The organism is Blastococcus sp. SYSU D00813 (assembly GCF_054050735.1).
In genome coordinates, this window is record NZ_JBJGZX010000005.1 from 14,227 (window position 1) to 39,356 (window position 25,130).

General features: G+C 76.8%; 29 protein-coding genes. 20 read left to right on the forward strand and 9 right to left on the reverse strand.

The genetic code is table 11. The features are described from left to right. Position 1: 1 nt before the first annotated feature. On the reverse strand, positions 2 to 742 hold the full coding sequence (locus tag ACI8AX_RS04775; protein WP_456548652.1) for a DUF4184 family protein: 741 nt from the start codon (positions 740 to 742) through the stop codon (positions 2 to 4). A 1-nt stretch (position 743) separates the two neighbouring features. Continuing rightward, the gene (locus tag ACI8AX_RS04780; protein ID WP_456548653.1) at positions 744 to 1,421 is read right to left on the reverse strand and encodes a TetR/AcrR family transcriptional regulator; all 678 of its coding nucleotides are present in this window, start codon (positions 1,419 to 1,421) and stop codon (positions 744 to 746) included. 129 nt (positions 1,422 to 1,550) lie between these two features. Between ACI8AX_RS04780 and ACI8AX_RS04785 the strand changes: the two genes are divergently transcribed. The 4 genes from ACI8AX_RS04785 (at position 1,551) to ACI8AX_RS04800 (ending at position 5,217) form a co-directional block, all read left to right on the forward strand. Next, positions 1,551 to 2,480: an NAD-dependent epimerase/dehydratase family protein gene (locus tag ACI8AX_RS04785; protein ID WP_456548654.1), complete on the forward strand. Its 930-nt coding sequence runs from the start codon at positions 1,551 to 1,553 to the stop codon at positions 2,478 to 2,480. Positions 2,481 to 2,616: 136 nt separating this feature from the next. Further along, entirely contained in the window at positions 2,617 to 3,150 is a 534-nt protein-coding gene (locus ACI8AX_RS04790; RefSeq protein ID WP_456548655.1) for an FABP family protein, read from the forward strand. Beyond that, the gene (locus tag ACI8AX_RS04795) at positions 3,147 to 4,817 is read left to right on the forward strand and encodes a DUF885 domain-containing protein (RefSeq protein ID WP_456548656.1); all 1,671 of its coding nucleotides are present in this window, start codon (positions 3,147 to 3,149) and stop codon (positions 4,815 to 4,817) included. Before ACI8AX_RS04790 ends, ACI8AX_RS04795 begins: the two co-directional genes overlap by 4 nt. 31 nt (positions 4,818 to 4,848) lie before the next feature. Beyond that, entirely contained in the window at positions 4,849 to 5,217 is a 369-nt protein-coding gene (locus ACI8AX_RS04800) for a VOC family protein (protein WP_456548657.1), read from the forward strand. Between the two features lie 15 nt (positions 5,218 to 5,232). Here the strand turns inward: ACI8AX_RS04800 and ACI8AX_RS04805 are convergent, their stop codons facing one another. Continuing rightward, on the reverse strand, positions 5,233 to 5,943 hold the full coding sequence (locus tag ACI8AX_RS04805; RefSeq protein WP_456548658.1) for a hypothetical protein: 711 nt from the start codon (positions 5,941 to 5,943) through the stop codon (positions 5,233 to 5,235). Between the two features lie 332 nt (positions 5,944 to 6,275). Further along, positions 6,276 to 7,667: a Na+/H+ antiporter NhaA gene (gene nhaA, locus ACI8AX_RS04810; protein ID WP_456548659.1), complete on the reverse strand. Its 1,392-nt coding sequence runs from the start codon at positions 7,665 to 7,667 to the stop codon at positions 6,276 to 6,278. A 152-nt stretch (positions 7,668 to 7,819) separates the two neighbouring features. Between nhaA and murD the strand changes: the two genes are divergently transcribed. The 11 genes from murD to ACI8AX_RS04865 all read left to right on the forward strand — a co-directional run bounded on the left by murD (position 7,820) and on the right by ACI8AX_RS04865 (position 17,133). Next, positions 7,820 to 9,199 (forward strand): UDP-N-acetylmuramoyl-L-alanine--D-glutamate ligase, encoded by a 1,380-nt coding sequence (gene murD / locus ACI8AX_RS04815; protein ID WP_456548660.1) that lies wholly within the window; start codon positions 7,820 to 7,822, stop codon positions 9,197 to 9,199. Continuing rightward, positions 9,196 to 10,515 carry a hypothetical protein gene (locus ACI8AX_RS04820; RefSeq protein ID WP_456548661.1) on the forward strand — a complete coding sequence of 440 codons (1,320 nt, stop codon included), beginning with the start codon at positions 9,196 to 9,198 and terminating at the stop codon, positions 10,513 to 10,515. The genes murD and ACI8AX_RS04820 overlap by 4 nt, the downstream gene beginning before the upstream one ends. A gap of 87 nt (positions 10,516 to 10,602) precedes the next feature. Beyond that, positions 10,603 to 11,460, forward strand: a complete 858-nt coding sequence (locus ACI8AX_RS04825; RefSeq protein WP_456548662.1) for a glutamate cyclase domain-containing protein — start codon at positions 10,603 to 10,605, stop codon at positions 11,458 to 11,460. A 10-nt stretch (positions 11,461 to 11,470) separates the two neighbouring features. Continuing rightward, entirely contained in the window at positions 11,471 to 11,926 is a 456-nt protein-coding gene (locus tag ACI8AX_RS04830) for a Fur family transcriptional regulator (protein ID WP_456548663.1), read from the forward strand. Between the two features lie 4 nt (positions 11,927 to 11,930). Continuing rightward, entirely contained in the window at positions 11,931 to 13,034 is a 1,104-nt protein-coding gene (ygfZ, locus tag ACI8AX_RS04835) for a CAF17-like 4Fe-4S cluster assembly/insertion protein YgfZ (RefSeq protein ID WP_456548664.1), read from the forward strand. Continuing rightward, a complete protein-coding gene (locus ACI8AX_RS04840; RefSeq protein ID WP_456548665.1) occupies positions 13,031 to 13,768 on the forward strand; it encodes a 3-keto-5-aminohexanoate cleavage protein in 738 nt (245 codons plus the stop codon). The genes ygfZ and ACI8AX_RS04840 overlap by 4 nt, the downstream gene beginning before the upstream one ends. After that, entirely contained in the window at positions 13,765 to 14,322 is a 558-nt protein-coding gene (locus tag ACI8AX_RS04845) for an RsiG family protein (protein WP_456548666.1), read from the forward strand. Before ACI8AX_RS04840 ends, ACI8AX_RS04845 begins: the two co-directional genes overlap by 4 nt. A gap of 70 nt (positions 14,323 to 14,392) precedes the next feature. Beyond that, entirely contained in the window at positions 14,393 to 15,361 is a 969-nt protein-coding gene (locus tag ACI8AX_RS04850; protein ID WP_456548667.1) for an asparaginase, read from the forward strand. An 88-nt stretch (positions 15,362 to 15,449) separates the two neighbouring features. Then, positions 15,450 to 15,941: a helix-turn-helix domain-containing protein gene (locus tag ACI8AX_RS04855; RefSeq protein ID WP_456548668.1), complete on the forward strand. Its 492-nt coding sequence runs from the start codon at positions 15,450 to 15,452 to the stop codon at positions 15,939 to 15,941. Further along, positions 15,938 to 16,690 (forward strand): hypothetical protein, encoded by a 753-nt coding sequence (locus ACI8AX_RS04860; protein ID WP_456548669.1) that lies wholly within the window; start codon positions 15,938 to 15,940, stop codon positions 16,688 to 16,690. The genes ACI8AX_RS04855 and ACI8AX_RS04860 overlap by 4 nt, the downstream gene beginning before the upstream one ends. A 158-nt stretch (positions 16,691 to 16,848) precedes the next feature. Then, positions 16,849 to 17,133 (forward strand): DUF2516 family protein, encoded by a 285-nt coding sequence (locus tag ACI8AX_RS04865; protein WP_456548670.1) that lies wholly within the window; start codon positions 16,849 to 16,851, stop codon positions 17,131 to 17,133. 69 nt (positions 17,134 to 17,202) lie between these two features. Here ACI8AX_RS04865 and ACI8AX_RS04870 read toward each other — a convergent pair whose 3' ends face one another. From ACI8AX_RS04870 to ACI8AX_RS04880, 3 genes are read right to left on the reverse strand one after another with little or no spacing between them, the layout of a single operon-like run. Then, positions 17,203 to 17,394, reverse strand: a complete 192-nt coding sequence (locus ACI8AX_RS04870) for a PspC domain-containing protein (protein ID WP_456548671.1) — start codon at positions 17,392 to 17,394, stop codon at positions 17,203 to 17,205. A 29-nt stretch (positions 17,395 to 17,423) separates the two neighbouring features. Further along, positions 17,424 to 18,284, reverse strand: a complete 861-nt coding sequence (locus ACI8AX_RS04875) for a spermidine synthase (protein ID WP_456548672.1) — start codon at positions 18,282 to 18,284, stop codon at positions 17,424 to 17,426. Further along, on the reverse strand, positions 18,281 to 19,156 hold the full coding sequence (locus tag ACI8AX_RS04880; RefSeq protein ID WP_456548673.1) for a class I SAM-dependent methyltransferase: 876 nt from the start codon (positions 19,154 to 19,156) through the stop codon (positions 18,281 to 18,283). The genes ACI8AX_RS04875 and ACI8AX_RS04880 overlap by 4 nt, the downstream gene beginning before the upstream one ends. A gap of 34 nt (positions 19,157 to 19,190) precedes the next feature. Here ACI8AX_RS04880 and ACI8AX_RS04885 point away from each other — a divergent pair, with 34 nt between their 5' ends. Continuing rightward, entirely contained in the window at positions 19,191 to 20,210 is a 1,020-nt protein-coding gene (locus tag ACI8AX_RS04885) for a UDP-N-acetylmuramate dehydrogenase (RefSeq protein WP_456548674.1), read from the forward strand. Between the two features lie 42 nt (positions 20,211 to 20,252). Here the strand turns inward: ACI8AX_RS04885 and ACI8AX_RS04890 are convergent, their stop codons facing one another. Further along, complete coding sequence (locus ACI8AX_RS04890) at positions 20,253 to 21,023, reverse strand: SDR family oxidoreductase (RefSeq protein WP_456548675.1); 771 nt, start codon at positions 21,021 to 21,023, stop codon at positions 20,253 to 20,255. A gap of 105 nt (positions 21,024 to 21,128) precedes the next feature. Between ACI8AX_RS04890 and mshA the strand changes: the two genes are divergently transcribed. From mshA to ACI8AX_RS04910, 4 genes are all read left to right on the forward strand, one after another. Continuing rightward, positions 21,129 to 22,448 carry a D-inositol-3-phosphate glycosyltransferase gene (gene mshA, locus ACI8AX_RS04895; RefSeq protein WP_456548676.1) on the forward strand — a complete coding sequence of 440 codons (1,320 nt, stop codon included), beginning with the start codon at positions 21,129 to 21,131 and terminating at the stop codon, positions 22,446 to 22,448. Then, positions 22,445 to 22,999 carry a YbjN domain-containing protein gene (locus ACI8AX_RS04900; RefSeq protein WP_456548677.1) on the forward strand — a complete coding sequence of 185 codons (555 nt, stop codon included), beginning with the start codon at positions 22,445 to 22,447 and terminating at the stop codon, positions 22,997 to 22,999. Before mshA ends, ACI8AX_RS04900 begins: the two co-directional genes overlap by 4 nt. A gap of 39 nt (positions 23,000 to 23,038) precedes the next feature. Then, positions 23,039 to 23,338: a hypothetical protein gene (locus ACI8AX_RS04905; protein ID WP_456548678.1), complete on the forward strand. Its 300-nt coding sequence runs from the start codon at positions 23,039 to 23,041 to the stop codon at positions 23,336 to 23,338. A gap of 67 nt (positions 23,339 to 23,405) precedes the next feature. After that, entirely contained in the window at positions 23,406 to 24,164 is a 759-nt protein-coding gene (locus tag ACI8AX_RS04910) for a phosphoglyceromutase (RefSeq protein ID WP_456548679.1), read from the forward strand. Between the two features lie 205 nt (positions 24,165 to 24,369). Here the strand turns inward: ACI8AX_RS04910 and phoU are convergent, their stop codons facing one another. After that, complete coding sequence (gene phoU / locus ACI8AX_RS04915; protein ID WP_456548680.1) at positions 24,370 to 25,023, reverse strand: phosphate signaling complex protein PhoU; 654 nt, start codon at positions 25,021 to 25,023, stop codon at positions 24,370 to 24,372. Positions 25,024 to 25,130: the final 107 nt, after the last annotated feature.

The following is a 25,130-nucleotide window of genomic DNA, read 5'->3' on the forward strand; positions in this document are numbered from 1 at the left end:
TTCAGCGCCGCAGGGCTCTCCCTCGCCGCAGGTGCCAGGCCAGTGCCAGGACGACGACGGCGGCCGCCGCGCACCCGCCGCCGCGGGTCGCCGCGGCGACGGCGGCCGAGCGGAGGTCGCCGCTGCCGGGCAGCGCCGAGGCGCCGGCGAGCACCGCGGTCGCCCCCACGAGGACCGCCGGCCACCACCGCCCCGGCCGCTCCCCGACCGGCGACGGCGTCGTCCGCCGCCACCAGCGGACCAGCCAGCCGGCGAGCACGGCCGCGCCCAGCACACCGCTCACGTCCTGTGCCCACCGGTGCCCGGGCCGCCCCGCCCAGGTCTCGGCCAGGAGGGGCACGTGCTCGGGACCGAGGCGTCCCGGGTGGGTGAACTCGTCCCACGCCACGTGGGTGGCGGCCCCGGCGACGACGGCCAGCACGACGAGGACGAGCGGGCCGGCCGACGTGAGCCGGGACCGCAGCCCCGGGTGGACCCGCCCGGCCAGCCGTGCCCGCAGCGCTCGTGGCGCGGTGGCGAGCGCCGGGCCGGCGAGGACCCCGTGCCAGGCCGCCCACAGCAGGAGGCCGATCAGCAGGTCGGCGCCCACCACGGCGACGGCGGTGTGGGTCCGGACGCCGAGGTCGACCGGGAGGTAGAGCGGCAGGTCGGGCGCGATGCTGCCGGCGACCAGGGCCGACGCGGGGAGCGGCGTCCGGAGCAGCGGCAGGACGGCCGCGGCGTGGCTGGGGGTGAACGGCACGTCAGAGGCCGATCAGCCGGCCCAGTTCGGTCATCGCGCGGTCGAAGTACCGGTCGGCGTCGGTGAGCGAGCCGACGAAGTGGCCGAACAGCTCGAAGCTGACGGTCCCGTAGACCGAGCTCCACGCCAGCAGGGCGCGGGCGCGCACCGCGTCGGTCAGCGCCGGGTGCTCGCCGCCGAGGACGGCCGTGGCGTCGTCGGTGACCAGGGGGTCGCCGGGAGGGTCCGGCGTCTCCGCGAGGGCGCCGGCGCGGGCGGCGTCCCCCAGGATCCGGCCCATGACGACGCCCACCCGCGCCGCGGCAGGGACGGTGTCCGGCGGCGCCGCGTAGCCCGGCACGGGGGAGCCGTAGAGCAGCGCGTACTCGTGCGGGTGGGCCAGCGCCCGGGCGCGGACCGCGCGGCACACCGCCAGCCAGCGCTCCGCTGGAGGGGCGGCGGGGTCGTCTGCCGCCTCGGCGGCCGCGCCCAGGGCGTCGTAGCCGTCGATGATCAGGCGGGTGAGCAGGTCGTCCCGGCTCGGGAAGTAGCGGTAGACGGCCGAGGAGGCCATGCCGACCTCCCGGGCGACCGCCCGCAGCGAGAGGGCGGCCGCTCCCACCTCGGCGAGCTGGCGGCGTGCGGCGTCGGTGATCTCGCCGGTGATCTCGGCGCGGACGCGCTCGCGGGCGGTGGGCACCCGTCGATCGTGCCTTGCGAGATCACTGCACGCAACCGAGAGCGGTGCTCTTGACACAGATGGGCAAGGGGTGCGAGCGTCGTCCTCGAACGAGAGCACCGCTCTCGTCGCGACGACAGGGAGGCCGTCATGGCGTTGCACGTGATCGTGGGCAAGGGACCGGTGGGGACGACGACGGCGGAGGAGCTGGTCGCCCGCGGGCACCGGGTCCGGGTGCTCTCCCGCACCGGCGGCACGTCGACGGAGACGGTCGAGCACCGGCAGGTCGACGCCGCCGACGCCGTGGCCCTGGTCGAGGCGGCCCGGGGCGCCGACGCGCTCTACAACGCCGTCAACCCGGCCTACCACCGCTGGCCCACCGACTGGCCGCCGGTCGCCGCCGCCCTGCTGACGGCGGCGGAGCGGACCGGCGCGGTGCTGGCGACCATGGCCAACCTCTACGGCTACGGCCGTCCCTCCGGCGTCATGACGGCCGACTCCCCGCTCGCCGCCACCGACACCAAGGGCCGGGTGCGCAACCGCATGTGGGCCGACGCCCTGGCCGCGCACGAGGCCGGCCGGATCCGGATGACCGAGGCGCGCGCCGCCGACTTCGTGGGCCCGCAGGTGCCCGCGGCGCAGTCGCACCTGGTCCGCCAGCTGCCCGCCGTCCGCCGCGGCCGCCGTGCCTGGGTGGTCGGCGACCCCGACGCCCCGCGGTCGTGGAGCTACCTGCCCGACGTCGCGGCCACGCTGGCCACCCTCGGCACCGACGAGCGGGCGCTGGGCCGGGCCTGGCACGTGCCGAGCAGCCCGCCGCGGTCGCAGCGGGAGGCGATCGCCGACCTGTGCGCCGCCGCCGGCCGCCCGGCGGTCCCGGTGAGCGGCATCCCGTGGCCGGTGCTGCGCGCGCTGGCCGCCTTCTCGCCGATGATGCGCGAGGTCGTCGACGTCCGGCACCAGTTCGACCAGCCCTACCTGATCGACGCCAGCGCCACCACGGAGACGTTCGGGCTGACCGCGACGCCGTGGGCGCAGGTGACCGCGGCGACGGTCGGCGCGGTGCCCGCGACCGCCTGAGCGGGCGGGTGCGACGGCGTCCTACGGTGGAACCCATGGTCGCTGCCTGGGTCCTCGTCGCCCTGGCGTCGCTGGCTGCCCTGGGCAGCGGGTACGGCGCCGTCCGCATCGCCCGCGGTCCGCGGAAGGCGCGCCGGTGAGCGGCCCCACGCAGCTGCCGGTCGAGGACACCGTCGACGTCCGCACCGGTCCGGAGGTCGCCCACGAGCTGCTGGGCCTCCTGCCGCTGCTCGGGGAGTGGCACGGCGAGGGCGTGAGCGCCGGTGCGGAGGGGGACCGGCGGTTCGGCCAGTGGATGCGCTTTGCGCACGACGGCCGTGGGTTCCTCGCCTACGAGTCGCGGACCTGGCTGATCGGGGACGACGGCAAGCCGGCCGGCCCCGACGCGCGGGAGGCCGGCTTCTGGCGCCCGCGCGGGGAGGACGACGTCGAGCTGCTCGTCGTCGACCCGGCCGGCCTGGTGGAGCTCTACGTCGGCCGGGCGCGGACGACGACCAGCTGGGAGCTGACCTCCGACGTCCTGGCTCGCACGCCCGACGGGCCGGACGTCACCCGGGCCGTCCGGCTGTACGGCGTCGTGGAGGGCGCGCTGATGTACGCGATCGACCGCGCCTCGGGCGACGCGCCGCTGCGGCCCACGACGTCGGCGCGGCTCGACCGGCTCCGGTGACCGGGCCGCGGCAGGTCGCCGACCGGTACGTCGCGGAGCTGTGCGCGCTCGACCCGCTGGTGGCGACCTCCCTCGGGGAGCCGGCCGACCGGCTGCCCGACACCTCGCCCGAGGGCCTCGAGGCGCGGGCGGAGCTGGCCCGCCGCACGCTCGCCGAGCTGGCCGGCGTCCCCGTCGAGGGCCCCGGCTCCCGCCGCTGCGCCCGGCTGCTGCGCGAGCGGCTCGGCGCCGACCTGGCGCTGCACGAGGCGGGTGAGGGCCTGCGCGAGCTGTCGAACCTGTTCAGCCCGGTGCACGCGATCCGCCAGGTCTTCATGCTCATGCCGGCCGACACGGAGGAGGACTGGTCCGTCCTGGCCCGGCGGATGGCCGGGGTGCCGGCGGCCTACCGCGGGTTCGTCGCCACCCTGCGCGAGGGCGCCGCGCGGGGCCTGCTGGTGGCGCCGCGGCAGGTGGCGACCGTCGTCGGTCAGCTCGACGCCTGGCTGGCCGGCCCGTGGTTCGCCACTTTCGCGGCCCGGGGCCCGCAGGCGCTGCGCCGCGACCTGGACGCCGCGTCCGCGGCCGCCGACGCCGCCGTCGCCGAGGTCCGTGACTTCCTGCGCGAGGAGTACCTGCCCCGCGCCGAGGGGACGCCGGACGCCGTCGGCCGCGACCGCTACGCCCTCGCCGCCCGCCGCTGGACCGGCGCCGACCTCGGCGCCGACGGCCGGCTGGAGGAGGCCTACGCCTTCGGCTGGGACGAGCACCGCCGGCTGCTGGCCCGGCAACGGCGGGCCGCCGACGAGCTGCTCGACGGGGCCGGGGCCTCGCCGCGGGAGGCGATGCGGTGGGTCGAGGGGCACGGTCCCGCGGTCGACGGCGTCGAGGCCACCCGCGCGTACCTGCAGGGCGTCATGGACCGCGCGATCGAGGCCCTGGACGGGGTCCACTTCGACATCGCCGCGCCGCTGCGCCGGGTCGAGGCCGTCGTCTCCCCCCCGGGCAGCGCGGCCGGCGCCTACTACACCCAGCCCTCGCAGGACTTCTCGCGGCCCGGGCGCACCTGGCTGCCGGTGCTGGGCCGCGAGCGGTTCCCGCTCTGGGACCTCGTCTCGATCTGGTACCACGAGGGCGTCCCGGGCCACCACCTCCAGCTGGCCCAGTGGGTGCTGTGCGCCCAGGACCTGTCCACCTTCCAGACCTCGGTCGGGATGGTCGGCGCCGACATCGAGGGCTGGGCGCTGTACGCCGAGCGGCTGATGGACGAGCTCGGCTACTTCACCGAGCCGTGGGCGCGGCTCGGCTACCTCGACGGTCAGCAGCTGCGCGCGATGCGCGTCGTCGTCGACCTCGGCATGCACCTGGGGCTGCCGGTGCCCGCCGACGCCGGCGGGGTGCTCGCCGACCACCGCGGCCGGCCGTGGACGCCGGAGCTCGCCCGTGCCTTCCTCGGCGAGCACAGCGGCAGCACGACGGCGTTCCTGGACAGCGAGCTGGTGCGCTACCTCGGCGTCCCCGGGCAGGCGATCAGCTACAAGCTCGGCGAGCGGGCCTGGCTGGCCGGGCGGGAGGCGGCCCGGCGCCGCAGCGGTGCGGCGTTCGACCTGCGGGCATGGCACATGGCCGCCCTCTCCCAGGGCTCGCTGGGCCTGGACGACCTCGAGTCCGAGCTCGCCGGGCTCTGACGCGGGCTGCCGCCGGGCGCCCGGGCCACCGATGACCCCGGGCGCCCGCGGCCGTCGTACCCGCACGACCTTCTCCGCCGTCCTCGCCCAGTCCACCGTCTCCGACCTGGACGCGGCCGAGCGCTGGTACACGGCGTTGTGGGACCGCGCCCCGGACGCCCGGCCGATGCCCGGCCTGCTCGAGTGGCACCTGCCCGGCGGCTCGGGGCTGCAGGTGTGGTCGGAGCCGGACAGGGCCGGCCGGTCCTCGGTGGTCCTCGCCACCGGCGACCTCGATGCCGTGGTCGCCCGCCTCCGTGCCGCGGGGACCGCCCAGGAGGGCTCGCAGCCCGGTGGTGGCGGGCGGGTCCTCGTGCTCGCGGACCCCGACGGCAACCGGGTCGTGCTCGCCGGCGACTGAGCCGGGCACCGGCCGTCAGGAGCGCGGGGCCACGGGGTTGCGGGTGTCGGCCGCGTAGCCGACCGGGTCGCCGGGCCGGGCCGGGTGGACCTCCAGCCGGGAGGCCAGAAGGGCGTCGACGAGCTCGGCCGAGCCGGCCACGTAGGTGCTCATCAGCTCCGGGTCGGTGGCCACGCACCACGCCCGGTCGGCCGGCCACCACAGCGCGGGGCTCTGCTCCTGCGGCTCGGGCGCCACGTTCACCGCCGCCAGCGTGACCGGCCCGCTCACGACCAGCAGCTCGCACGAGGGCAGCACCAGGTGCGGCCCCTCGAAGCCCTCCTCGTCGCAGACGCCGAAGAAGCAGCGGTCCGGCGTGGTCGTGTGGGCGGTGAGCAGCGCCGCCAGCTCGACCGCCACGTGCGCCGGCAGGTGACCCGGCGCCGGGGTGTCGTTCCAGACGTCGGGCTGGTCGTCCTCGCCGACGTAGTCCCAGGAGCCGGTGATCCCCGGCCACTGCATCAGCCGGTGCGCCGTCGTCCCGTTGTACGCGGCGACCTCGTCCCAGCGGACGTCCACGTCGTCGTCGCCGTCGTAGCGGACGGCGGGGTGCAGCACCCGCGCGTGCGCCGGGAAGCGAGCCGGCACGAGCGCGGCGACGGTGCCGCGGGGCGCGGAGCGCGTGGCATCGGCCACCCACGCGGCGGGGGAGAGGTCGGTCTCGACGGGGCGCCCGGCCACCAGCACGGGACGGAACCTACCGCCGGACGTCCCGGGGAACGGACAACCCCCGGGCTGCTCCGCGGCGCCGGGCCCTCGACGAGGGGGGCTGCACGCGGGCCGACTGGACAATGGTCGGCGGCCCGGGGGTCGGGTGACTGTCCGGTTCTCGCTCGCCGCCGTACGACGGACGGGCGATCATGCCGTCGTTCGGATTCCACTCCGAACGGGCGGCCCATCTGGACGGCGGCTAGCGGACAGCCACCTCACGAGTCCTGTAAGCATGCAAGTTACGGACCACCTCCTCTCTCGTGTACCTCGACGGTACGACGCCTCCGGAGGGTCGGCAACGAGCTTTTTCAGCCCTCGGCGGAACCGTCCACGCGCCGGCCCGGGGGCGGCGCGTCACCCCAGCGGGACACGTGGTCGGCCCGGTCGTCCACGCTCTCGACCTGGTAGACGTCGGGGATCCCGTCGGCGTCGCGGTCGACCCGCTCCTCCACGAACATCCGCCGGTAGCGGCGGTTGCGGGCCCGGAGGATCACCGCGGCGAGCGAGGCGGCGACGACGGTCCCGACGAGGATGCCCACCTTGGCGTGGTCGTAGGTGGGCGAACCCAGCCCGTACGCCAGCTCGGTGATCAGCAGCGACACGGTGAAGCCCATGCCGCCGAGCAGCGCCAGGCCGACGACGTCCGGCCAGCCCAGGTTCTCGTCGAGCTGTGCCCGGGTGAACCGCGCGACCAGCCACGTGGCCGCGGTGATGCCGATGGCCTTGCCCGCCACCAGCCCGACGGCGATGCCCAGGGCCACGCTGTCGCTGGCCGAGTCGGCCAGCCCCGACAGCCCGCCGATCGTGACGCCGGCGGAGAAGAAGGCGAACACCGGGACCGCGACGCCGGCCGAGATCGGCCGGATGCGGTGCTCGAAGTGCTCGGCGAGCCCCGGCCCGGCGTCGGGCCCGCCGGCGGCCTCGCTGCGGACCACGGGCACGGTGAAGGCCAGCAGGACGCCGGCCACCGTGGCGTGGACGCCGGACTCGTGCATCAGCACCCACGTCACCGCGGCCAGGGGGAGCAGCAGCCACCAGGAGCGGATCCGCTTCTGCACCAGGAACCCGAAGGCGGCCAGCGGCACGAGCGAGAGCAGCAGCGGGGTCACCGCCAGCTCGGACGTGTAGAAGACCGCGATCACCATGATCGCCAGGAGGTCGTCGACCACGGCCAGGGTCAGCAGGAAGGTGCGCAGCGCACTGGGCAGGTGGGTGCTGATCACGGCGAGGACCGCGAGGGCGAAGGCGATGTCGGTCGCGCTCGGGATGGCCCACCCCTGCAGCGCGCCGTCGTCGCGGCCGAGGTTGAACAGCACGAAGAGGAGCGCGGGCACCGCCATGCCGCCCACGGCGGCCGCGATCGGCAACGCGGCCCGGCGGGGTTCGCGCAGATCCCCGGCGACGAACTCGCGCTTGAGCTCCAGGCCGGCGACGAAGAAGAACACCGCCAGCAGTCCGTCGGCCGCCCAGGTGCCCAGCGTCAGGTCCAGGTGCAGTGCCTCCGGCCCGACGCGGGTGTCGCGCAGGGTCTCGTACGCCGCCGACCAGGGCGAGTTGGCCCAGACCAGCGCGATGAGCGCGGCGACCAGGAGGAGGACGCCGCCGACGGTCTCCTTGCGCAGGACGCGGGCGATCCGTTCGGCCTCGGTCCAGGACCCGCGGCCGAGGATGCGGTGGGGGCCGGAGGCGGTGCTGGGCACGGGGGCGGCTCCTAGGGGGATGGGGTCGGGTCGGGCACTGCTCACCGAGGAGCAGACGCCGACCAGACTTCCCGGCACACCGCTGACGACCCTACCGGGAGCCCCGCTCGGCGGCCGGTCCGCGCGGCCGCCGGTCCGTAGAGTGGGCAGGCGTGGACCAGGCCCCCGCAGCACCCCCGCGGGAGCGCTCCGTCCGGCTGGAGGAGCTCGCCGGCGTGCGGGTCGGCGTCTGGGGGCACGGTCGAGAGGGGCACGCTGCCGTCCGGGCCGCGCTGGGTGCGGGGGCCGCGGGCGTGCACGTCGTCGACAGCCGCCCGGTGGACCCCGCCGCGCTGCCGGCCGGGGTCACCGCCTCCGCCGACGTCGCCGACCTCGCCGGCTGCGACGTCGTCTTCCGCTCGCCGGGGATCAGCCCCTACCGCCCCGAGGCGCGCGAGCTGGCCGAGCGCACCTGCGTGACCACCGGCACCGGCGTCGCGCTCGCCGAGTTCGCCCGCCGCGCCGTCCCGACCCTGTGCGTCACCGGCACCAAGGGCAAGAGCACGACCAGCGCCCTGGCCGCCGCGGCCCTGCAGGCCGCCGGCCGGCCGGCGGTGCACGCCGGCAACATCGGCACCCCGCTGCTCGACGTCCTGCTGGACGGGACGGCGGAGGGCGGCACGCTCGTCGTCGAGATCTCCAGTTACCAGGCCGCGGCCGTGCCCGACTTCGCCGGCCTCGGCGCGGTCACCTCGCTGGCGCCCGAGCACCTGGACTGGCACGGCGACGTGGCCACCTACTACCGCGACAAGCTGCGGGTGTTCACCGCCTGCCCGCCGCGGTCGGTCGTGGTGGCGCCGCAGGCCCGCCCGCTGGTGGAGCGGTACCTGGACCCGGTGCAGCTGGCCGACCCCGGCGACCTGGTCCCCGCGGAGCTCGCGGCGGCGCTGCGGCCGGAGCACCTGCTCGGCGAGCACAACCTGGGCAACGCGCGGCTGGCACTGGCCGCGTGCGCGCTGCTCGGCCTCGACCTCGCCGCGCACGCCGGCGCCGTCGCCGCCGCGGTCGGCGCCTTCCGCGCCCTGCCGCACCGGCTCTCGCCGGTCGCGCGCCTCGGCGACGTCACGTTCGTCGACGACACGCTGAGCACCACCCCGGTGTCGGTGCTCGCCGCCCTCGACGCCCTGGCCGGGCGGCCGGTGACGCTCATCGCCGGTGGCCAGGACCGCGGTCTGGACTACCGCGGGCTGGCCGCGGCGTTGGGAGCGCGCAGCGACACCGTCACGCTGGTGACCGTGCCCGACACCGGTGCCCGGCTGGCCGCCGACGTCCGGGGGGCGGCCGGCGGCGGGGCGGTCGCCGTGCACGAGACGGCGTCGCTGGAGGAGGCCGTCGCCTCGGCGGTCGCCTCCGCCGTCGCCGGAGGTGTCGTCCTGCTCTCGCCCGGCGCCCCGAGCTACAACCGCTTCCGCAACTACGAGGAACTGGCCGCCCGGTTCACCGAGCTCGTGCTCGCCGCCGGCGCGGAGCCCCTCCCAGGAGCCGCCCGATGACCGTCCCCCCGTTCGAGATCACCGACCGCTCGCTGGACGTCGCCACCGGCGAGGCCGCGTTCACCTACCGGCTGGGCGACGACGAGTTCACCGAGCGGCTGACGCTGGACCCGGCGCTGCTGCGCGACACCCGGCCCGAGCAGCTCGACGCCGCCCTCGACCTCGTCCACCTCGTGATGGGCACCAGCTACTACAAGCTGGCCGCGCCCGGCCGCGTCGTCGTCCGCCGGCCGGTCAGCAAGGCCCAGCTCGCCGTCGCCGAGGCGGCCTACAGCGGCGGGCTGGGGGAGTTCGCCGCGGTCAACGGGCTGCCGCTGCCGCACACCGTCCAGTGGGACGTCGAGGTGCGGGACGCCGCCGCGACGCCGCCGGCCGCGGGGGAGCGCGGCGCGCTGCTGCCCGTCGGCGGCGGCAAGGACTCGGCGCTCGCGCTGGTCGTCATCCCCGACGGGACGGCGCTCGCGGTCAACCCGACCGACGCCCAGCGCGACGTCGCGCGGGCCGCCGGTGCCCCGCTGCTGGGCGTGCGCCGGCGGCTGGACCCGCTGATGGTCCGGCGGACGCAGGAGGGCGGGCTGAACGGCCACGTGCCGGTGACCGCGATCAACTCGGCGATCTCGACGCTGGTCGCCGTCCTCGGCGGGTACGACCCGGTCGTCTTCGCCAACGAGCGCTCCGCCGACGAGGAGACCCTGTCGGTCGGCGGCGTGCCGGTGAACCACCAGTACTCGAAGTCCTACGAGTTCGAGCGGCTCTTCGCCGCCGCGGCCGCCGAGGTCGGGGTGGGCTACTTCAGCCTGACCCGCCAGCTGTCCGAGCTCGCGACCGTGGCCGCGGTCGCCGCGCTGCCGCTGCGCGAGCACATCCTGTCCTGCAACCGCTCCTACACGCAGCGGCACATGGGCGGCGAGGCGACGCAGCGGTGGTGCCTGCACTGCGACAAGTGCCTGTTCACCTACCTGGTGTTCGCGGTGTTCCTCACCCCGGCCGAGGCGCTGCGCATGTTCGGCGGCAACCCGCTGGCCGACGCCTCCCTGGTCGAGGGCTTCCGGGTGCTGTGGGCCACCGACAAGCCCTTCGACTGCGTCGGGGAGCGGGCCGAGAGCGCCGCGGCTCTGGCGCACCTCGCCGGCACCCGCGCCTGGGGCGGTCAGCCGGTCGTGCGCGAGCTGGGGGAGGAGGCGGCCGCGTTCGCCGCCGCCACCGGCTCGACCGTCGCCGGGTTCCTCCCGCCGCGCGGCGAGCACGCCGTCCCCGAGCGGTACCTGACGGTGCTGCGGCAGGTCCTGGCCGACGCCCGCCCCCCGGTGGAGTAGCCGCTGGACGCGATCGAGCGGGCGCTGCTGCGTCCCGGCGCGCGCGACGCCACGCCCCTCGGCGAGGCCGTCGCCGGGCAGCTCGGGATGCTGGCCGGGATGCTGGCCGGGGCGGCCACGGCCGGGCGGCGGATCGGGCTGGTCACCGGGGTGCACATCGCCTGGGCGCCGCGGCCGGCCGCCGAGACCGACGGGCCGGTCGGCACCGCCGTCCTCGCCCGCGCGCTGACCCTGCTCGGCGGCGCGCCGGTCGTGCTCACCGACGCCTGGTGCGGCCCGGTCGTCGACGCGTGCCTGGCCGCGGCCGGCTGCGGGCCGGCGGTGGTGCTGCCCCGCACGGCGACCGAGGACGACGTCCGCGCCACCGTGTCCGCCCTCGACCTCGCCGCGCTGGTGGCCGTCGAGCGCCTCGGGCCCAACCGGCACGGCCGGGTGACGACCATGCGCGCGGTCGACATCACCGCCACCACCGCGCCGCTGCACGCCGCCTTCGGGTCGCCGGGCCTGGTCACGGGCGCGGTCGGCGACGGCGGCAACGAGATCGGCATGGGCAACGTGCCGCTGGACGTCGTGGCCGCCGCCGTGCCGCACGGCGCCGAGATCGCCTGCCGCACCGGGGTCGACGCGCTCGTCGTCGCCGGCACCTCCAATTGGGGCTGCTACGGCCTGGTCGCGGCGTTGGCCCGCGCGGTGCCGGACCGGGCGCCCGCGCTCCGGGCGCTCCTCGACCCGGCCCTGGACCTCGCCCTCCTGGCGGCCGCCTCGGCGGCGGGCGGCATCGACGGCGTCACCGGAGAGCCGGGACCGACGGTGGACGGCGTGCCGGCCGCCGCCTACGCCGGCCTGTTCCGCGACCTCGCCGCCCTCGCCGCGGAACAGAGAAAGGACCCTTGTGCCCCCCCGTCCCTCGCAGGCTCGGGGCGGGACCCTGCACAGGGGCCATAGAGTCGAGCACGTGGATCCCCCCGCCTCGGAGACCGCGCCGCTGGCCGAGCGGCTGCGCGCCCGCGGCATGCGGCTGACCACCCAGCGCACGCAGGTGCTCGCCGCGGTCGCCGCCCTGGAGCACGCCACGCCCGAGGCCATCGGGGCGCGGCTGCGCGAGCAGGCCGGGCCGGACGGCGCGGCACCCGACACCTCGACCGTCTACCGCAACCTCGAGGTGCTCGAGCGGCTGGGCCTGGTGTGGCACACCCACCTGGGCAAGGGCGCGCCGGTCTACCACGCGTTCGAGCACCCGCACCTGCACGTCGTCTGCCAGGCCTGCGGCGAGATCGACTCCGCCGACCCGCACCTGCTCGACGCCGCGGCGGAACGTCTGGCCGCCGACCTGGGTTTCAGCTTGGACATCGGGCACGTCGCGCTCTCCGGGACGTGCCGGTCGTGCCGAGAGCGTGGGAACGAGGACTGATCCAGTGACCGCTTCACCCCTGCTGTCCCGGCCGGGCGCCGTCGCCGTCGAGGGCGGCGCGGTGGCCGGCCACTACGGCGACCCCCTGCGCGAGCAACGGCTGCTCGCCGAGGGCGCCGGGCTGGTCGACCGCAGCGACCGCGACGTCCTCACCGTCGGCGGCGCCGACCGGCTCAGCTGGCTGCACGACCTGCTCAGCCAGCACCTGGAGCGGCTGGCCGACCGCAGCGGCACCGAGGCGCTGGTCCTCTCCCCGAACGGCCACGTCGAGCACCACCTGGTGGTCGCCGAGCTCGACGGCGTCGTCCGCGCCGACGTCGAGCCCGGCACGGGTGAGGCGCTGCAGACCTTCCTCTCCCGGATGGTCTTCATGCTCCGCGTCGAGCCGGTGCTGGTCACCGGCGCGTGGGCGGTGCTGACGCTCGTCGGCCCGCGCGGGGACGACGTCCTCGCCGCCGCCGGCCTGCCGGTGCCGGCGGCGCCGTACGCCGTCGAGCCGCTGGCCGAGGGCGGCTGGGCCCGCCGGATGCCCGCGCTCGGGGACGGCGCCCCGGCCGTCGACCTCGTGGTCCCGCGCGGGCGCGTCGACGCGACCGCCGACGCGCTCCTGGCGGCGGGTGCGGGGCTCGCCGGGCTGGACGCGTACGAGGCGCTGCGGGTGGAGGCCCGCCGTCCGCGGCTGGGCGTCGACACCGACCACCGCACGATCCCCAACGAGCTGGAGTGGCTGCGCACCGCCGTCCACCTGCAGAAGGGCTGCTACCGCGGTCAGGAGACGGTGGCCCGCGTGCACAACCTGGGCCGCCCGCCGCGCCGGCTGGTGCTGCTGCACCTGGACGGCGTCAGCGAGGACCTGCCCGCGCCCGGCACGCCGGTGCAGCTCGGCGCCCGCGAGGTCGGCCGGGTCGGGACCGTCGTCCGGCACCACGAGCTGGGCGTCGTCGCGCTCGCGCTGGTCAAGCAGTCGGTCGCGGCCGACGCCGAGCTGACCGTCGGCGGCTCCCGCGCGGCGATCGACCCCGACGACGCGCCGGCCGCCCTCGACGCGGGACAGGCCGCGGCCCGGGAGCGGGTGAGGGCGGTCCGGTCTGCGAACATTCCCCGGTGACCTCGGGGACCCTCGTGACCGTGGCGCCCGCCCCGGCGGCGCCGGACGAGCTGGCCGCGACCGCGCGGGACTGCCAGGCCGTGGGCGCCTCCGTGGTCGTGCTGCCGCCGCTGGACCCCGCCGCCGCCCGGGAGACCCTCGCGGCGCTGCGCGAGGAGACCGACCTGCTGGTGCAGGCGGCCGACCCGGCGATCGGCGCCGACCTCGTCACCCTGCCGCTCGGCGCGCCCGAGCCCCTGCTGGCGGAGCTGACCGCAGAGCTGGCGCGCCGCGGCGGGGCACCGGTCTACGAGGCCGTCGCGCTCGGCGACCTCGACGTCCTCCCGGCGCTGCTGGAGCGGAGCGGGCCGGCCGGTCCCGCCCACGTGGGCCTGGTCCTCGGCGCGGCCGGCCACCTCCCGGGCACCCTCCCCGCCGTGGCGGCCTGCCTCGAGCGGCTGCCGGCCGGCGCGACCTGGACCGCCGCCGGCCTCGGGCCCGCCGCCCTGCCGGTGCTGCTGGCCGCGCTCTCGGCCGGCGGCCACGTGCGGGCCGGCACCGCCGACAGCCCCGCCGAGGCAGGCGACCCCGCCCGGGCGGACCTGCAGCTGGTGGCCCGGGCCGCCGGGCTCGCCCGCATCGCCCAGCGGCCGCCGCTGTCCCCGCACGCGGCCCGCGCCCTGCTCCTCGGCCCGCCCGCCGGGCTGCTCCCGCCCCGACCCGCCCTCGACCCGACGTCCGTGGAGATCCGATGACCCAGCACCCGCCCGCCGGCGGCGCCGCCGTCGACGCGCTGCTCGACCCCGGCTTCCTCGAGTCCGCCGTCGGGAGCTCGATGGCCGAGGTCCGCCGGCTGCGCCGCCAGGCCGAGCAGGAGGAGGTCAACCTCTCCTACACGCGGCGGCTGCTGCAGGGCCGGCTGGACATCGTCCGGCGGGAGCTGCAGCGCCGCGCCGAGCACGACGGCCGCTCCCTGCTGGACCTGCTGCCGGAGATCCTCGCCGAGAAGGGCCGCGGGCCCGCGCACGGCCTCGGGCGGCACCAGACCGTGCAGCCGGCCGCGCCGGAGGAGTACGAGTCCTGGGTCAACGCGCTGACGCCGGGGGTCGACCTGCTGGCGATCGGCGAGCTGCCGGACGCCGACCTCGAGGGCGCCGCCCGCGCGCTGGCCGCGGCCGAGGGGTCGCTGTCGGAGCGCCGCCGCGGCGTCCAGCAGGTCATGGACGGGCTGGCCGGCGAGCTGGCCCGCCGCTACCGCAACGGCGAGGCCGACGTCGCCGCGCTGCTCGCCGACGAAGGCAGACACTGAACGAGGTGGAAGGACCCCCGTGCTCCCCACCACTCGCTCCGCTCGCGGCGGGCCCCTGCACGGGGGCCGGATGAGCACGTGGCCGGACAACCCGGTCCTCGTCGAGGTCTGGCGGTCGGGCTTCCTGGAGTCGGTGCACCGCGGGGCGCTCGTCGTCCTCGCGCCCGACGGCGAGGTCGTCTCCGCCGCCGGGGACACCGGCCGGCCGGTGCTGCCGCGCTCGTCGAACAAGCCGGTGCAGGCCACCACCTACCTCGACGCGGGCTGGGCGCCGCGCTCGGCCGCGGAGCTCGCCGTCGCGGCCGGCTCGCACTCCGGTGAGGACGGCCACCGCGACCTGGCCGCCGGCATCCTCGCCGCCGCCGGCCTCGCGCCGGACGCGCTGGGCTGCCCGCCGGCGCTGCCCTCCCACGAGGGCACCCGCGCCGGCTGGCTGACCGCCGGCCGCGCCCCCGAGCGGCTGGCCATGAACTGCTCGGGCAAGCACGCCGCGATGCTCGCCGCCTGCGTCGCCGCCGGGTGGCCGACCGAGGGGTACCTGGCGCGGGACCACCCGCTGCAGCAGGCCATCGAGGCGCGCCTGGGCGAGGCCGCCGGCGAACCGGTGACCGCCGTCGTCGTCGACGGCTGCGGCGCGCCGCAGCACGCCCTGTCGCTCACGGGGCTGGCCCGGGGCGTGCTCTCGCTGGTGCAGGCGCCCGACGGCACGCCCGGCCGGCGGGTCGCCGACGCCATGCGCGCCGAGCCCTGGCAGGTCGCCGGCACAGGCCGGGAGGACACCGACCTGATGTCGGCCGTCCCCGGCCTGCTGGTCAAGGGCGGGGCGGACGGCGTCCACGTGGCCGCGCTGCCCGGCCGTGGCGCCGTCGCGCTCAAGCTGGACGACGGCGGCGACCGGGGCCGCACCCCCGCGCTGGCGGCGGGCCTGCGCCGCCTGGGCGTGCCGGCGGACAGCCTCGCGACCTGGGTCGTCACGCCGGTGACCGGCGGGGACGGCGTCGTGGGGGAGGTCCGCGCGGCGGCGGCGCTGGCCGGCTGAAGCCGAACCGCCGCATGTGAGGCGGTTCACGGCCGGGTGCTAGCTGCTCCGCTTGCAGCAGCTAGCACCCGCGGCTAGCGTCGTACCCGTGCAGACACCGAGCGAGTTCGTCCGCGGGCAGGTGTCCACCGTGCGCGAGAAGGTGGACCAGCTCGCGGGCAGCGTCGCGGAGACGGTGGCCGCCTCGAAGTCGGAGGTCACGGCGACCGGCTCCCAGGTCGGGGACTTCATCCGGGAGCAGCGCAACGCCGCCCGGGTGTCGCTCCGCGAGCTCGCCCGCACCGCCGGGGTGAGCAACCCCTACCTCTCGCAGGTCGAGCGGGGTCTGCGCAAGCCGTCGGCGGAGATCCTCGCGTCCATCGCCAAGGGCCTGCGGATCTCGGCGGAGACGCTCTACGAGCAGGCCGGGATCCTCGACCGCCGGTCGGGCAACCCGGACACGGTCGCCGCCATCCGCGCCGACGAGGCGCTCTCCGAGCGGCACCGGGCCGTGCTGCTCGAGCTGTACGAGACCTACGTCCGCGAGCACGCCGCCAGCCAGAAGACCCCCACCCCTGACCCCACGGAGGAGTCGGCATGAGCACCACCACCGAGACCCTGAAGACCTACGGCGAGAAGGCGCTGGAGGCCTACAAGACCCAGCTGCTCGCCACCATCGGCGCCGGCGACCTGGCCGTCGAGCGCGCCCGCGCCGTCGTCGGCCAGCTGCGCACCCGCGCCGAGGCCCTCCCCGGCGAGGCGCAGGTCCAGGCCGACCTGGCCGCCAAGGAGGCCCGCGCCCGCGCCGAGCAGGCCGCCGGCCGCGCCCGCGGCGCCGTGCAGACCGCCCGCACCACCGCCGTGCAGTTCGGCGGGTTCGTGAAGCCCGAGACCGTGCGCGCCACCGTGACCGGCCTGGTCGACACCGCCCGCACCCAGGCCGCCAGCACGCTGGAGACCCTGGCCGAGCGCGGCGCCGGCGTCGTCGACGAGCTGCGCCGCCAGCCGGCCTTCCGCAAGGTCGTGGGCCGCGCCGAGCGTGCCGTCGACGCCGTCGAGGACGCCCTGGAGGACGTGCTCGAGGAGGGCGCCGAGACCGTCGCCGAGGCGTCGGACAAGGTGACCTCGGTCGCGCAGAAGACCGCGGCGAAGGCCACCAAGGTCGCCGCCAAGGCCGAGACCGCCGTCGACGAGGCCGCCGACTCCGCCAAGGCCGGCCTCGAGGCCGCCGAGGAGCCCGCCGCCAAGCCGGCGCGCAAGCGGACCACCCCGGCCCGCGCCAAGGCCACCACCACCTCGGCCCGCGTGACCCGCGCCCGCTCGGCGAAGAAGGCCGACCCCTCGGCGTGACGCGCTGACCCCCGGCCCACCGCCGGGACACGACCAGGGCCCCGGAGCTGCAGTCGCGCTCCGGGGCCCTGTCGCGTCCGCGACCGGGCGCCCCCCGGGCGGGTCGGCCTCCCCGCGCACGGCCGCGGGAGGATGCCTGACGCGAGTACGCTCCCGCCATGGAGTTCCAGGGCCTCGTGTACGTCGCGCTGTACTACGGGACCCTCGCGCTCGCGATCTGGGCCCTCGTCGACGCCGTGGTCCGTCCGGCCCCCGGCTACGTCGCCGCCGGCAAGCTCACCAAGCCGGCCTGGGTGGGCATCACCGCCGCCGCCGCGCTGGTCCTCTACCTCATGGGCCCGATGACGTTCCTCGGGCTGCCGGCGGTCATCGCCGCGATCGTCTACCTGGTCGACGTGCGCCCGGCCGTCCGCGGCCTGCGCCGGGGCAACACCGGCTGGTGACGGCGACCGTCCCGGCCCGGCTGCAGGGGCCCGCCGCGAGCTCGTGAGCGGTGGGCGGCAGTTGGGTCCTCACCCGGCGGGGATGACCGCCCACAGCACGAGGTAGGCGACGATCTGCGGGCCGGGGAGCACGCAGGAGAGCACGAAGGCCAGCCGCAGGCCGCCCGTGGACAACCCGTAGCGGCGGGCGATCCCGGCGCAGACCCCGCCGAGCCTCTTGTTGCGGACGTCGCGGCGGAGCAGGGGTGCGGGAGCCGTCATGGTCCGAGGCTACGGCGTCCGCGGCCTGCTCAGCGGCTGAAGACCCCGGGCGGCGGCTCGGGCGAGGGCGCCGCCTCGGCGTCGGTCACCGGCCGCGCGTCCCCGGCGAAGCGGTCGAGGTCGGCGCCGTCCACCACCCGGGCGGGCATCGGGTCCCCGGCGCACCGCCGGGTCAGCGCCGCCACCGGCAGCGGCGCGTCCGACGCCACCGCCACCAGGTTGCCGAAGCGGCGGCCGCGGAACGTCCCCGGCTCGGCCACCAGGCAGACCTCCGCGAACACCGCCCGCAGGGTCGCCACCTGGCCGCGGGCGAAGCGCAGGGGCGGGCCGTCGGCCACGTTCGCCACGTAGACGCCGCCCGGTCGCAGCACCCGGTGCACGTCGGCGGCGAACTCCACCGTGGTGAGGTGCGCCGGCGTCCGCGCGCCGGCGAACACGTCGCACACGACGACGTCGCTGCTGGCCGCGTGCGTGGCCGCCAGGCCCGCCCGCGCGTCGGCGGCGCGGACCCGCACCCGGGCGCCGCGGGGCAGCGGCAGGTGCGCGCGGACCAGCTCGGTGAGCGGCTCGTCGACCTCCACCACCCGCTGGCGCGACCCCGGCCGGGTCACCGCCACGTAGCGCGCCAGGGTCAGCGCGCCGCCGCCCAGGTGCAGCACGTCCAGGGGGCTCCCCTCGGGCGCGGCGGTGTCGAGCACGTGCCCCATCCGCCGCACGTACTCGAACTCCAGGTGCGTCGGGTCGGCGAGGTCGACGTGGGACTGCGGGGTGTCGTCGACGAGCAGCACCCAGGCGCCGTCCCGGTCGGCGTCGCCGAGCAGCTCCGCGACGCCCCCGGCCACGGGCACCCGGCCCGGCGGTGGCGGCGGCTCGACCGTGCGGCGGCTCACGCGGGCGTCCGCGGCGCCACGGCCGACCAGCGGACGGTGACCTCGCCGTCGCGCCACCGGCGCGTGGACCCGACCAGCGGCCAGCCGGAGTCGGCCAGCGTCTGGGCGGCGGCGGCCCAGCGCTGCCGGGGGCCGAACGCCGACAACCCCGCCGCGGCGGCCCACGCGGCGTCGAAGGCGCGCAGGAACTCGTGCACCGGCTCGCCGGGCACGTTGTGGTGGATCAGCGCCTTGGGCAGCCGCTCGGCCAGGTCGGAGGGGCGGTCCAGGTCCGCGACGCGCGCGGCGAGGGTCAGGGTGAGCGGGCCGCCGGCGTCCAGCGCGACCCAGGCCGAGCGCCGTCCCCACTCGTCGCAGGTGCCCTCCACGAGCAGGCCGCCCGGGGCGAGCGCGGCGCACGTCGTCTCCCAGGCGCGGGCCGCGGACTCCTCGTCGTACTGGCGCAGCACGTTGAACGCGCGCACCAGCACCGGGCGCAGGCCGGCCAGCTCGAAGCCGCCCAGCCGGAAGTCCAGCCGCGGCGGGTCGCGGTCGGCGGCCACCGCGGCGACGCGCTCGGGGTCGATCTCCAGGCCGACGACCTGCAGGCCGGGCACCGAGGGCCCCAGCCGCTCGGCGAGCTCGACGGTGGTCACGGCGGAGGCGCCGTAGCCGAGGTCGACGACCAGCGGGACGGCGGCGTCGCGCAGCCGCGGCACCTGGGTGGCGACCAGCCAGCGGTCCACCCGGCGCAGCCGGTTGGCGTTCGTGGTGCCCCGGGTGGGCAGGCCGAGCGCGCGGGCCCGGCCGGCGGCCAGCCGCGGCTCGGCCTTGCGCGGGGTCTCCGGGAGGACGGCGCGGCGCTTGTGGTCGCCCCCGCTCGCCTCGCTCACCGGTCCCGAGGGTAGTCGCGGTTAGCGTGGGGGCGTGCAGGTCCGCTCCGACGTCCCCCTCGCCGCGCTCACCACCCTCGGGGTCGGCGGGCCGGCCGCGCGGCTGGTGGAGGTCGCCGACGCCGGTGAGCTCGTCGCCGCCGTGCGCGACGCCGACGAGGCCGGCCGCCCGCTGCTGCTGCTCGGCGGCGGCTCCAACGTGGTCGCGCCGGACGAGGGGTGGCCCGGCGACGTCGTCCTGGTGCGCTCCCGCGGGGTCGAGCGCCGCGAGGTCGAGGGCGGCACCGAGCTGGTGGTCCAGGCCGGGGAGCCGTGGGAGGACCTGGTCGCGCACACCGTCTCCACCGGCCTGGCCGGCATCGAGGCGCTGGCCGGCATCCCCGGGTCGACCGGCGCGACCCCGGTGCAGAACGTCGGCGCCTACGGCCAGGAGGTCGCGCAGGTCGTCACGACGGTGCGGGTGTGGGACCGCGCCGAGGGCCGCGAGCGCACGCTGACCAACGCCGACTGCGGCTTCGCCTACCGCGACAGCCGGCTCAAGCGGGAGCCCGGCCGGTTCGTCGTCCTCACCGTCGGCTTCGCGCTGACGCCGTCGGCGGTCTCCCGGCCGGTCGGGTACGCGGAGCTCGCGCGGGCCCTGGACGTGCAGCTGGGGGAGACCGCGCCGCTGGCCGCCGTCCGCGAGGCCGTCCTCGGGCTGCGCCGCGGAAAGGGCATGGTGTGGGACCCGGCCGACCCCGACACCCGCAGCGCCGGCTCGTTCTTCACCAACCCCGTGGTGCCCGCCGAGCGCGCCGTCGAGGGTTGCCCGAGCTGGCCGGCCGGCGACGGCCACGTGAAGCTGTCGGCCGCCTGGCTGGTGCAGTCGGCCGGCTACGGCAAGGGCACCCGCCGCGGCCGGGTGGGCACCTCCCCGCGGCACAGCCTGGCGCTGACCACCGAGCCCGGTGCGACCGCCACCGAGCTGCTGGCCTTCGCCGCCGAGGTCGTCGCCGCCGTCGAGGAGCGCTTCGGCGTGCACCTGGAGCGCGAACCGACCGCCGTCCACCCGTGATGGAGTGTGTCGAGCGAGGAGACCTCGCTCGACACACTCCACTCACCCGTCGCGGTGGACCTTGTGCTGGGCGGCCTGCGCCCGCGGCCGGACGACGAGCAGGTCCACGTTCACGTGGTGCGGGCGGGTGAGCGTCCAGGCGATGCAGTCGGCGACGTCCTCGGCGACCAGCGGCTCGCGCACCCCCCGGTACACCGCCGCGGCGGCGTCGGCCGAGCCCGTGCGGTTGAGGGCGAACTCCTCGGTGCGCACCATCCCCGGCGCGATCTCGATCACCCGCACCGGCTCGCCGACCAGCTCCAGCCGCAGCGTCTCGGCCAGCGTGTGCACCCCGTGCTTGGCCGCCGTGTAGGAGGCCCCGCCCTCGTAGCTGACCAGCCCCGCGGTCGAGCCGACGAACAGGACGTCGCCGGCGCCGGAGGCCCGCAGCGCCGGCAGCAGCGCCTTGGTGAGCCGCACCGTGCCGAGCACGTTCACGTCGAAGGAGCGCTGCCATGAGTCCAGGTCGGCCTCGGCGACCGGCTTGGCGTCGAACGCGCCGCCGGCGTTGTTGACCAGGACGTCGACCCGGTCCAGCGCCGCGACGAACGCCTCGACCGACGCCGGGTCGGTCACGTCCAGCGGCAGCGCCCGCGCGCCGATCCGCTCGGCCAGGGCCGTGAGCCGGTCGAGCCGGCGCGCGCCGAGGACGACGTCGAACCCCTCGGCGGCGAGCCGCTCGGCGGTGGCGGCGCCGATGCCGCTCGAGGCCCCGGTGACGACGGCGGTGCGACCGGAGCCGCGCGACTGGGCTGCGTGTGACGGACCGGACATGCCCCCATCCTGGCGCTGTTGCAGGATGGGAGGTCGACAGGGGTGTCCCGCCGGACCCCCGTGAACACGATCCAGTCGTCGGGTCCGGGCAGGGAGGTCCTCCGCGTGGTCGGCCGCCTGCACACCCCGGGCCCGCTGCACCGGGTGGCCACGCTGTCGGTGCACACCAGCCCGCTCGACCAGCCCGGCGCCGGCGACGCCGGCGGCATGAACGTCTACATCGTCGAGGTCTCCCGCCGGCTGGCCGCCCGCGGCATCGCCGTCGACGTCTTCACCCGCGCGACCTCCAGCGACCTGCCGCCGGTGGTGGAGATGAGCCCGGGGGTGCTCGTCCGCCACGTCACCGCCGGGCCGTTCGAGGGGCTGGGCAAGGAGGAGCTGCCCGGCCAGCTGTGCGCGTTCACCGCCGCGGTGCTGCGCGAGGAGGCCCAGCACGAGCCCGGGCACTACGACGTCGTCCACTCCCACTACTGGCTGTCCGGCCAGGTCGGCTGGCTGGCCCGGGACCGGTGGAGCGTGCCGCTGATCCACAGCGCGCACACCCTCGCGAAGGTCAAGAACGCGGCGCTGGCCGCCGGTGACCGGCCCGAGCCGCGGGCCCGCGTCATCGGCGAGGAGCAGGTGGTCGCCGAGGCCGACCGGCTCATCGCCAACACCGAGGACGAGGCCCGCCAGCTCGTCGAGCACTACGGCGCCGACCCGCGCCGCACGCTCGTCGTCCCGCCCGGCGTCGACCTCGACCGGTTCCGGCCCAGCGACCGCGCCGCGGCCCGCCGGGCGGTGGGCCTGCCGGAGGACGCCGTCGTCCTGCTCTTCGTCGGCCGCATCCAGCCGCTCAAGGCGCCCGACCTGCTGCTGGAGACGGCGGCGCGGATGCTCGCCGAGGACCCGGCGCTGCGCGGCCGGCTGCACGTCCAGGTGGTCGGCGCGCCCAGCGGCTCCGGCCTGGAGGCGCCCCGGCAGCTGCAGGAGCAGGCGGTCTCCCTCGGCATCGCCGACCTCGTGCGGTTCCTGCCCCCGCAGCCGCCCGACCGGCTGGCCGAGCACTACCGCGCCGCGGACGTCGCCGTCGTGCCCAGCCACAACGAGTCCTTCGGGCTGGTCGCGCTGGAGGCGCAGGCCTGCGGCACGCCTGTCGTGGCGGCGGCGGTCGGCGGCCTGCGGACGGCGGTGCGCGACGGCGTCTCCGGCGTGCTGGTCGACGGCCGGGACCCGGCCGACTACGCCGCCGCCGTCGGCGCGGTGCTCGGCCGCCGGGAGCTGCTCTCCGCCGGGGCCCGCCGGCACGCGGCCGCCTTCTCGTGGGACCGCACCGCCGACTCCCTCGTCGAGGCCTACACGGCGGCGGCCACGGAGATGGCCGGCGGAGCGCGCCGCCGCAGCGGCGGGCTGCGGGCGGTCGCCGGCGCCCAGGTGGCCCGGTGAGCGCGGCGGACGGCGGCGCGACGCGGCGCAGCCTCGAGGAGCTCGACGCCGTCATCGACGCGACGCTGCGGGACAACGAGCTGGTGCACGAGCACCCGTCGCCGGGGCACTGGCTGGTCGACCTGCCGGGCACCAAGAAGCTCAAGACCGTCTGCGGGCTGATCGTGGGGGAGCACGCCCTGCGGGTGGAGGCGTTCGTCTGCCGCCAGCCCGACGAGAACCGCGAGCAGCTGTGGACCTACCTGCTGCAGCACAACGCGCGCATGTACGGGGTGGCGTTCTCCATCGACGCCGTCGGCGACGTGTACCTGACCGGCCGGCTGCCGCACGCGGCCGTGACCGCCGAGGAGCTCGACCGGGTCCTCGGCGCGGTGCTCAGCTACGCCGACGACCACTTCAACACCATGCTCGAGATCGGGTTCGGCACCTCCATCAAGCGGGAGTGGGCCTGGCGGGTGCGGCGCGGGGAGTCGCTGCGCAACCTCGAGGCCTTCGCCGACTTCGCCGACCCCACCCGGCGCACCGGACCGGGGCCGGCGACCGGCTCCTGAGCCGGGCGGCGCCCGTCGCACGCGGTTAGCGTGAGGGCGATGCGGGACAGCACCGTGCAGGAGCGGCACCTCCGGGTGCTGGTGGGCGTGGTCGGGGCCTCGGGCCTCGTCTACCCGATGCTGCTGTGCGCCGTGCAGCTGGTCTTCGCCCAGTTCCTGGCCCCCGACGGCGCCGCGGTCGCGTTCTGGCTCGGGCTCGGCGTCGTCTCCAGCGTGGCGCTGGTCGCCACGGTCCGGTGGACGGCGGGGCGACGGGTGCTCAGCCCGTGGCTGCTCGCCGGTCTCCTGCCACCGGCGCTGTACGAGCTCTGGCTGGTCTGGCCCGCGCTCACCGAGTGAGCCCCGACCCCCACCGCTCGCGAGCTCGCGGCGGGACCCTGCAGCGGGGCCGTGCCCGTCCGGCAGGATGGGCGCCGTGACCGGGACCCTGGTGCTGCTCCGCCACGGCGAGAGCGAGTGGAACAAGGCCAACCTCTTCACCGGCTGGGTCGACGTGCCCCTGTCGGAGAAGGGCCGCGCCGAGGCCGCCCGCGGCGGTGAGCTGCTCGTCGAGACGGGCCTGCTGCCCGACGTCGCGCACACCTCGGTGCTCAAGCGGGCGATCACCACCGCCGAGCTGGCCCTGGCCGCCGCCGACCGGCAGTGGATCCCGGTGAAGCGCTCGTGGCGGCTGAACGAGCGCCACTACGGCGCCCTGCAGGGCAAGGACAAGGCGGCCACCCTCGCCGAGTACGGCGAGGAGCAGTTCACGACCTGGCGCCGCTCGTACAGCACCCCGCCGCCGCCGATCGAGCCCGGCAGCGAGTACAGCCAGGACGGCGACGCGCGCTACGCGATGCTGCCGCCGGAGGTGCGCCCGGCCACCGAGTGCCTGGCCGACGTCGTCGTCCGGATGCTGCCGTACTGGTACGACGCCGTCGTCCCGGACCTGCGGGCGGGCCTCACCGTGCTGGTGGCCGCGCACGGCAACAGCCTGCGGGCGCTGGTGAAGCACCTCGACGGCATGGGCGAGGACGAGGTCGTCGGCCTCAACATCCCCACCGGCGTGCCGCTGCGCTACGACCTCGACGACGACCTGCGCCCGACCAAGCCCGGCGGCGAGTACCTCGACCCCGAGGCGGCGGCCGCGGCGATCGAGGCCGTCAAGAACCAGGGCAAGAAGTAGCGACGTCCCGCCGAGTGGGGCCCGGAGGGTCCCCGAGGCGGGGCGTGACCCTGTGTCGTCCGGAGCGGGGGCCCGGAGGGTCCCCCGAGGGACGACGGGCGTCGCTCAGCGCAGGTCGGGACGGCACGTGGCCGCGGTGCAGCCCGGAGGGCTGCGATGTGGCAGGGGAACGGCACCTGGCCGCGGTGTCGGCCGGAGGCCGACGTCAGACGGAGCGCATCTCCATCTCGCCGGTCACCAGGTAGACGACGCGGCGGGCGACGCTGACCGCGTGGTCGGCGAAGCGCTCGTAGTACCGGCCGAGCAGGGTGATGTCGATGGCCTGCTCCATGCCGTGCGGCCAGCTGTCCGACAGCAGCTCGGCGAACAGCTGCCGATGCACCCGGTCCATGAGGTCGTCCTCGGCCTCGAGCTGGGTGGCGGCGTCGACGTCGAGCTTGGCGATGACTGTGGCGGTCTTGCTCACCAGGCTCTCGGCGATGTGGCCGGCCTCGAGGAAGAGCGGCCGCACCTCCTGGGGCACGGCGGGGTCGGGGAAGCGCATCCGCGCCACCTTCGCCACGTGGACGGCGAGGTCGCCCATCCGCTCGAGGTCGGCGACGATCCGCATGGCGGCGGTGACCGTGCGCAGGTCGGTGGCGACCGGCTGCTGCCGCGCCAGCAGGGCGAAGCAGCGCTGCTCGATGCTCTCCCGCACCAGGTCGATGTGCTCGTCGCCGGTGATGACGCGGTCGGCGAGCGCGACGTCGGCGTCGAGGAGGGCCGTGGTGGCCGTGCTCATCGCCGAGCCGACGGAGTTCGCCATCTCGACCAGGCAGGAGTTGATGTCCTCGAGTTCCTCGCGGTAGTGCTCGCGCACGACTGGTCCCTCCTCGTCGGCCCGTGTCCGGACCGGGGCAGTCCTGGGCGCGCGCCGTGGGTTCCGGTGTGCGCCGTTCCGGGCCCCGAGGGTAGGCCCGGCTCCAC

Coding starts and splice junctions, on each gene's coding strand:
- ACI8AX_RS04850 (WP_456548667.1), top strand. CDS start 14,393: ATGAGCACGTGGCCGGACAACCCGGTCCTCGTCGAGGTCTGGCGGTCG.
- ACI8AX_RS04865 (WP_456548670.1), top strand. CDS start 16,849: ATGGAGTTCCAGGGCCTCGTGTACGTCGCGCTGTACTACGGGACCCTC.
- ACI8AX_RS04905 (WP_456548678.1), top strand. CDS start 23,039: ATGCGGGACAGCACCGTGCAGGAGCGGCACCTCCGGGTGCTGGTGGGC.
- ACI8AX_RS04785 (WP_456548654.1), top strand. CDS start 1,551: ATGGCGTTGCACGTGATCGTGGGCAAGGGACCGGTGGGGACGACGACG.
- ACI8AX_RS04845 (WP_456548666.1), top strand. CDS start 13,765: ATGACCCAGCACCCGCCCGCCGGCGGCGCCGCCGTCGACGCGCTGCTC.
- ACI8AX_RS04870 (WP_456548671.1), bottom strand. CDS start 17,394: ATGACGGCTCCCGCACCCCTGCTCCGCCGCGACGTCCGCAACAAGAGG.
- ACI8AX_RS04890 (WP_456548675.1), bottom strand. CDS start 21,023: ATGTCCGGTCCGTCACACGCAGCCCAGTCGCGCGGCTCCGGTCGCACC.
- ACI8AX_RS04825 (WP_456548662.1), top strand. CDS start 10,603: ATGCTGGCCGGGATGCTGGCCGGGGCGGCCACGGCCGGGCGGCGGATC.
- ACI8AX_RS04910 (WP_456548679.1), top strand. CDS start 23,406: ATGGGCGCCGTGACCGGGACCCTGGTGCTGCTCCGCCACGGCGAGAGC.
- ACI8AX_RS04800 (WP_456548657.1), top strand. CDS start 4,849: ATGACCCCGGGCGCCCGCGGCCGTCGTACCCGCACGACCTTCTCCGCC.
- ACI8AX_RS04820 (WP_456548661.1), top strand. CDS start 9,196: ATGACCGTCCCCCCGTTCGAGATCACCGACCGCTCGCTGGACGTCGCC.
- ACI8AX_RS04860 (WP_456548669.1), top strand. CDS start 15,938: ATGAGCACCACCACCGAGACCCTGAAGACCTACGGCGAGAAGGCGCTG.